We start from the raw sequence: 5,426 nt of genomic DNA on the forward strand, positions 1-5,426 counted from the left end.
AGGTTCTCGGTGATCGACAGGTGCGGGAACAGCTCGAAATGCTGGAACACCATCCCGACCTTCGAGCGCAGCTTCGACAGGTTCGTCTTCTTGTCGCCGACCGACTGGCCGTTCACGAGGATCTCGCCCTGCTGGAACGGCTCGAGGCCGTTGACGGTCTTGATCAGCGTCGACTTGCCGGAACCCGACGGGCCGCACACGACGACCACTTCGCCTTTCCTGACCTCGGTCGTGCAGTCGGTGAGGACCTGAAACGGGCCGTACCACTTCGAAATGTTGCTGATGGAAATCATGGGGGATACCTGCATCGTAATGAGGCGCGCGCGGCGCCGGTTCAGCGCGCCTTCGCGACGCGGTAGCGGCGTTCGAGCACGCGGGCGTACCACGTCAACGGGAAGCACATCGCGAAGTAGAGCAGCGCGACCATCGCGTAGATCGGAAACGGCTTGAACACCGCATTGGTGATGATGTTGCCGGTCTTCGTGAGTTCGGTCAGCCCGATGATCGACGTCAGCGCCGTGCTCTTCACCGCCTGCACGAGAAAGCCGACGGTCGGCGGCAGCGCGATTTTCCATGCCTGCGGCCACACCGCGTAACGGAGTTGTTGCGTCCACGTCATGCCGAGGCTGGCCGCCGCACTCCACTGGCCGCGCGGCACGGCGTCGACGCAGCCGCGCCAGATGTCGGCCAGGTATGCGCTCGCGTTCAACGTCAATACGACCGATGCGGCGGTCCACGGCGTCACGTCGATGCCGATCAGTGGCAGCCCGAAGAAACCGAGGAACAGCTGCATCAGCAACGGCGTGCCCTGAAACAGCTCGACGTACAGGCTCACGAAGCGGCGCAGCGCCGGCACCGGCGAGATGCGCATCGCGAGCAGCGCAAACCCGGCGACGCTGCCGCCGACGAACGTGATCAGCGACAGCAGCATGGTCCAGCGCGCGGCCAGTAGCAGGTTCCACGCAATATCCTGGAAGGTGAATTCGATCATCGGGCCCGCTCCGTCGGGAGGCCGGTTTCAGGGGAGCGCGCGCGCCACGTAAAGCGGGCAACGCACGAGCGGCGCGGTGCGTTGCCCGCACCGTGCGGCGCGCGGCCCGCGAACAGACGGCGGCCGACGCGATTGAGCAGCATGCGCAGCGCGATCGACAGCAGTAGGTAGATCGCAGTCACGACGATGTAGATCTCGAACGCACGGAAATTGCGCGACTGGATGAAGTTCGCCGCATAGGTCAGGTCGGGCACCGAGATCTGCGACACGACGGCAGAACCGAGCATCACGATCAGCACCTGCCCGAGCAGCGCGGGGTACACGTTCGCGAGCGCCTGCGGCAGCACGACCTGACCGAACACCTGCCGGCCGTGCAGCCCGAGCGCACGTGCGGCCTGCGTCTGCCCGTGCGGAACCGATTCGATGCCGGCCCGCAGGATCTCGACCGCATACGCGCCCAGGTTGACCGTCATCGCCAGCACGGCCGCCTGCGCTTCGTCGATGTGCACGCCGATCCCGGGCAGCCCGAAGAAGATGAAGAACAGCTGGACCAGGAACGGCGTATTGCGGATCAGCTCGACGTAGGCCGCGACCAGCGTGCGTGCCCAGCGCGGGCCGGCGAGCGCGGCCCACGCGCCGGCGGTGCCGATCAGGCCGCCGAGCGCGGTGGAGGCCGCGGTGAGGCCGAGCGTCACGCCGATCCCGCGCGCGAGCATGCCGGCGTAGAGGCCGAAATCGCTGAAGTCGAACACGTAGGTCATAACGATACCTTCCGTCGTGAATGCGGGGCGGGCGCGACGCGCGTCACAGGTCGGCCGGCAGTGCCGCGTGCAGCCACTTCTGCGACAGGGTGTTCAGCGTGCCGCTTTTCTTCGCGCCGGCGATCGCGTCATTGACCTTCTGCATCAGGCGCGGCTCGTTCTTGTTCAGGCCGACGTGATCGGGCGAGCTGAACAGCGAGAACTTCTGCTCCGGATCGATCGACGGATGGCGCGCGATGATCGTCGCGCCGACGTCGTTGCCGATCACGAGCAGTTGCGCCTGCCCCGACAGGAACGCCGCGATCGCGCCGTTCGGATCGTCGAAGCGCTTGATCGTCGCGTTCGGCGGCGCGACCTTGCTCACGCTCAGGTCCTCGAGCGTGCCGCGCGCGACCGCGACCGACTTGCCGGCGAGATCGGCGGTGCCTTTCACGGCGAGCGATTTCGGGCCGAATACCGCGAGATAGTACGGCGCATACGCGTTCGAGAAATCGATCACCTTCGCGCGCTCCGGCGTCTGGCCGACCGACAGCAGCATGTCGGTCTTGCGGTCGGCGAGATACGCCATTCGGTTGTCGCCGGTGACCTGCACGAGCTCGACCTTCGCGTTGAGCGCCTTGCCGATCAGCGCCGCCATGTCGATGTCGTAACCTTGCGGCTTCATGTCGGGGCCGATCGAGCCGAACGGCGGGTAGTCCTCGAACACGCCGATGCGCACGACGCCGGATTTCGCGATCGTGTCGAGTGCGTCGGCATGTGCGAGCGGCGCGATGGCGGCGAGACCCGCCGCGCAGGTGCAGACGAGGGCGGTGCGGGCGAGCAGGCGTCGCACGAGACGGTGGGCTTGGGTCGATGCGTTCATGATGGAGTCCTTGTTGCTGCGCTGGGGAAAGAACCGGAAATCAGGCGCCGCGTGCGGCGATCAGCTTGCATGCATGCGCGGGTAGCTCGGCGGTGACCGGCATGCCGACGTGCAGGTCGGGCGTTTCGCGCGGCGTCGTCGCTGCCGTCAGCGTGAAGCCGCGGCAATCGATCGTCGCCTCGATCGACGCGCCGACGTCGCGCACGAACGTGACCGTGCCGGCGAGCGTGTTCGGCGCGGACGGCGAGACCGAGGCCGCGCGCACGCACACGTCCTCGGGGCGAATCAGCAGGCGCACGGCGTCGTCCGCGCGCGGCGCGTCGGGCGCGCGCCGGATCGCGAGCCGTTGTCCGCCCGGCAGCACGATCGCGTCGTCGCCGTCGCACGCGACCGGCAGGATGTTGCCGAGGCCGATGAAATCCGCGACGAATTCGTTGACCGGATCGCGATAGATGTCGAGCGGCCGGCCGACCTGCTGGATGCGGCCTTTCTCCATTACGACGATCTCGTCGGCCATCGTCATCGCTTCGCGCTGGTCGTGCGTGACCATGATCGTCGTGATGCCGAGCCGTTGCTGGAGCAGCCGGATCTCGACCTGCATCGCCTCGCGCAGCTTTGCGTCGAGCGCCGACAGCGGCTCGTCGAGCAGCAGCAGGCGCGGAGACGAAGCGATCGCGCGTGCGATCGCGACGCGCTGGCGCTGCCCGCCCGACAGTTGCGTGACGAGCCGGTCGGCCAGGTGCGGAAGCTGGATGAGTTCCAGCAGCTCCGCGACACGCTGCGTTTGAGCCGTCCTGGCCGTCTTGCGCAGCCGCAGCGGATACGCGATGTTCTGCGCGACCGTCATGTGCGGGAACAGCGCGAGCGACTGGAACACCATGCCGAAGTCGCGCCGGTTGGCCGGCACGTGCGTGAGGTCGCGGCCGGCGAACGTGATCGTGCCCGACGTCGGCGTCTCGAGGCCGGCGATGATCCGCATCAGCGTGGTCTTGCCGCAGCCCGACGGGCCGAGAAAGCAGACGAGCTTGCCGTCCGGCACGGACAGGTCGACGTGATCCACGGCATACGCGTGCTGGAAGCGCTTCGTCACGCTCTGAAGGGTGAGCTGGGTCATGGGGAGTCCTTGGATGGGCGAGGGCGGAGTCGTGCGCGTATCAGAGCGCAACGCCCTTGTCGCCGACGAGTTTTTCGAGCATCCAGATCAGCGCGAAATCGATCGCGACGGTGAACACCGCGAAACAGAACACGGTCGGGTCGAGCGACGACACGGTGCGGCTGTAGAGCCAGACCGGCAGCGTCATCGTGTCGACGCTGTACAGGAAGAACGTCACCGTGAACTCGTTGAACGACACGATGAACGCGAACAGCATGCCGGCGAGGACGCCCGGCCGCATCAGCGGCAGGACGACATCGACGAACGCGCGGCGCGGGCTCGCGCCCATCAGGCACGCGGCTTCCTCGAATTCCGGGCCGATCGACGCGACCGATGCCGCGCAGTTCTTCACGGTAAACGGCAGCGTCAGGATCACGTGCGCGACGACGAGCCGCACGAGCCCGAGTTCGACCGGCAGCGCGTTGAACACGAGCAGCAGCGCGAGGCCGAGCATGACGAGCGGATAGACGATCGGCAGCGCGACGAGCTGCTCGACGAACGTCTTGCCGCGGAAGCGATAACGCGACAGCGCGTAGGCGGCGGGTACCGAAACCGCAGTCGCGACCAACATCGTCGCGATCGCGACGACGAGGCTCGTCGTCAGCGCGGCACCCATCGATTGCGCACTGCCGGCATCGGCGGTCACGAAGGTCTGCCAGGCGGCGCGGTACCAGTGCAGGCTGAAATCGCGCGGCGGGAATTCGAGCGTGCCCGACGAGCCGAACGACATCGTGATCATCGTCACGATCGGCAGTGCGGCGAGGCACAGCACGAGCGTCGCGAGGGTGCCGGTCGCGCGGCTCAGACGGCCGGGCAGCGGTGCTCGCGGCAGAAGGGCATTCATCGGTTCACCTCGTCACGTTGCAGGGCGCGCACGAGGCGCTGGGAAACCGCCATCACGACGAGCGTCGCGCCCATCAGCACGACACCCGAGGCCGACGCGGCCGGCCAGTTCAGCAGCGGCGCGACCTGGTCATGCACGAGCACCGCGAGCATCGGTACGCGCCGGCCGCCGAGCAGCAGCGGCACCGCGAACGCACTCGCGTTGTAGGCGAACACGAGCAGCGCGCCCGATACGAGCCCCGGCATCGCGAGCGGCAGCGTCACGTGCCGCAGCGTCTGCCAGCGCGTCGCGCCGAGCGTCGCGGCGGCTTCGTCGTACGCGCGGGACACGGCACGCAGCGCGCTCGACAGCGGCAGCACGGCGAGCGGGAATGCGGTCTGGATCAGCCCGAGCAGCACGCCGTGTTCGCGGTACAGCAGTTGCAGTGGCCGTTCGATGACGCCGGCCGCTAGCAGCGAGCGGTTGAGCAGGCCCGCCGGGCCGAGCATCACGAGCCAGCCGTAACCCTGCAGCAGCAGGTTGACGAGCAGCGGCAGCAGCACGCCGGCAAGCATGAGTCGCCGCGCGAGCCGCGATTCGGCGCGCGCCATCGCCAGCGCGACCGGGATCGCGAGCAGCACCGCGCATACCATGCTCTGGAACGCGAGGCGCAGCGTGAGCCACAGCGAGTGCATGAAGTACGGGTCGGCGAGATCGGCGTAGTTCTGCAGCGTGAACGTGCGCCATTCGTCGCCCGGCGTACCGACGCTCATCCGCAGCACGGTGAGCGTCGCCGCCGCGAGCACCGCGAGGAATGCGAGGATCGGCGCAAGCAG

Annotated in this window: 7 protein-coding genes; all 7 read right to left on the bottom strand. The window is 67.6% G+C overall.

Translation table 11 applies throughout. The annotated features are described in order from the left end of the window. Positions 1-293 (bottom strand): ATP-binding cassette domain-containing protein (locus DPV74_RS38650; protein WP_162923267.1); only part of this gene is annotated, 293 nt, incomplete at its 3' end. 41 nt (positions 294-334) lie between these two features. Then, on the bottom strand, positions 335-991 hold the full coding sequence (locus DPV74_RS38655) for an amino acid ABC transporter permease (RefSeq protein WP_021162904.1): 657 nt from the start codon (positions 989-991) through the stop codon (positions 335-337). Further along, entirely contained in the window at positions 988-1,752 is a 765-nt protein-coding gene (locus DPV74_RS38660; RefSeq protein WP_060373428.1) for an amino acid ABC transporter permease, read from the bottom strand. Before DPV74_RS38660 ends, DPV74_RS38655 begins: the two co-directional genes overlap by 4 nt. A 43-nt stretch (positions 1,753-1,795) precedes the next feature. Beyond that, positions 1,796-2,614, bottom strand: a complete 819-nt coding sequence (locus DPV74_RS38665) for a transporter substrate-binding domain-containing protein (protein ID WP_021162906.1) — start codon at positions 2,612-2,614, stop codon at positions 1,796-1,798. Between the two features lie 40 nt (positions 2,615-2,654). Next, entirely contained in the window at positions 2,655-3,728 is a 1,074-nt protein-coding gene (locus tag DPV74_RS38670; RefSeq protein ID WP_119339098.1) for an ABC transporter ATP-binding protein, read from the bottom strand. Between the two features lie 40 nt (positions 3,729-3,768). Further along, entirely contained in the window at positions 3,769-4,611 is an 843-nt protein-coding gene (locus DPV74_RS38675; RefSeq protein WP_021162908.1) for an ABC transporter permease, read from the bottom strand. Further along, positions 4,608-5,426, bottom strand: an 819-nt coding sequence (locus DPV74_RS38680; RefSeq protein ID WP_162923268.1) for an ABC transporter permease, incomplete at its 5' end; no start/stop codon positions are given. The genes DPV74_RS38680 and DPV74_RS38675, both read right to left, overlap by 4 nt.

This window comes from Burkholderia sp. HAN2018 (assembly GCF_024704855.1).
In the GTDB taxonomy this organism is placed as follows: domain Bacteria; phylum Pseudomonadota; class Gammaproteobacteria; order Burkholderiales; family Burkholderiaceae; genus Burkholderia; species Burkholderia cepacia.

Coding starts and splice junctions, on each gene's coding strand:
- DPV74_RS38675 (WP_021162908.1), bottom strand. CDS start 4,611: ATGAATGCCCTTCTGCCGCGAGCACCGCTGCCCGGCCGTCTGAGCCGC.
- DPV74_RS38665 (WP_021162906.1), bottom strand. CDS start 2,614: ATGAACGCATCGACCCAAGCCCACCGTCTCGTGCGACGCCTGCTCGCC.
- DPV74_RS38655 (WP_021162904.1), bottom strand. CDS start 991: ATGATCGAATTCACCTTCCAGGATATTGCGTGGAACCTGCTACTGGCC.
- DPV74_RS38660 (WP_060373428.1), bottom strand. CDS start 1,752: ATGACCTACGTGTTCGACTTCAGCGATTTCGGCCTCTACGCCGGCATG.
- DPV74_RS38670 (WP_119339098.1), bottom strand. CDS start 3,728: ATGACCCAGCTCACCCTTCAGAGCGTGACGAAGCGCTTCCAGCACGCG.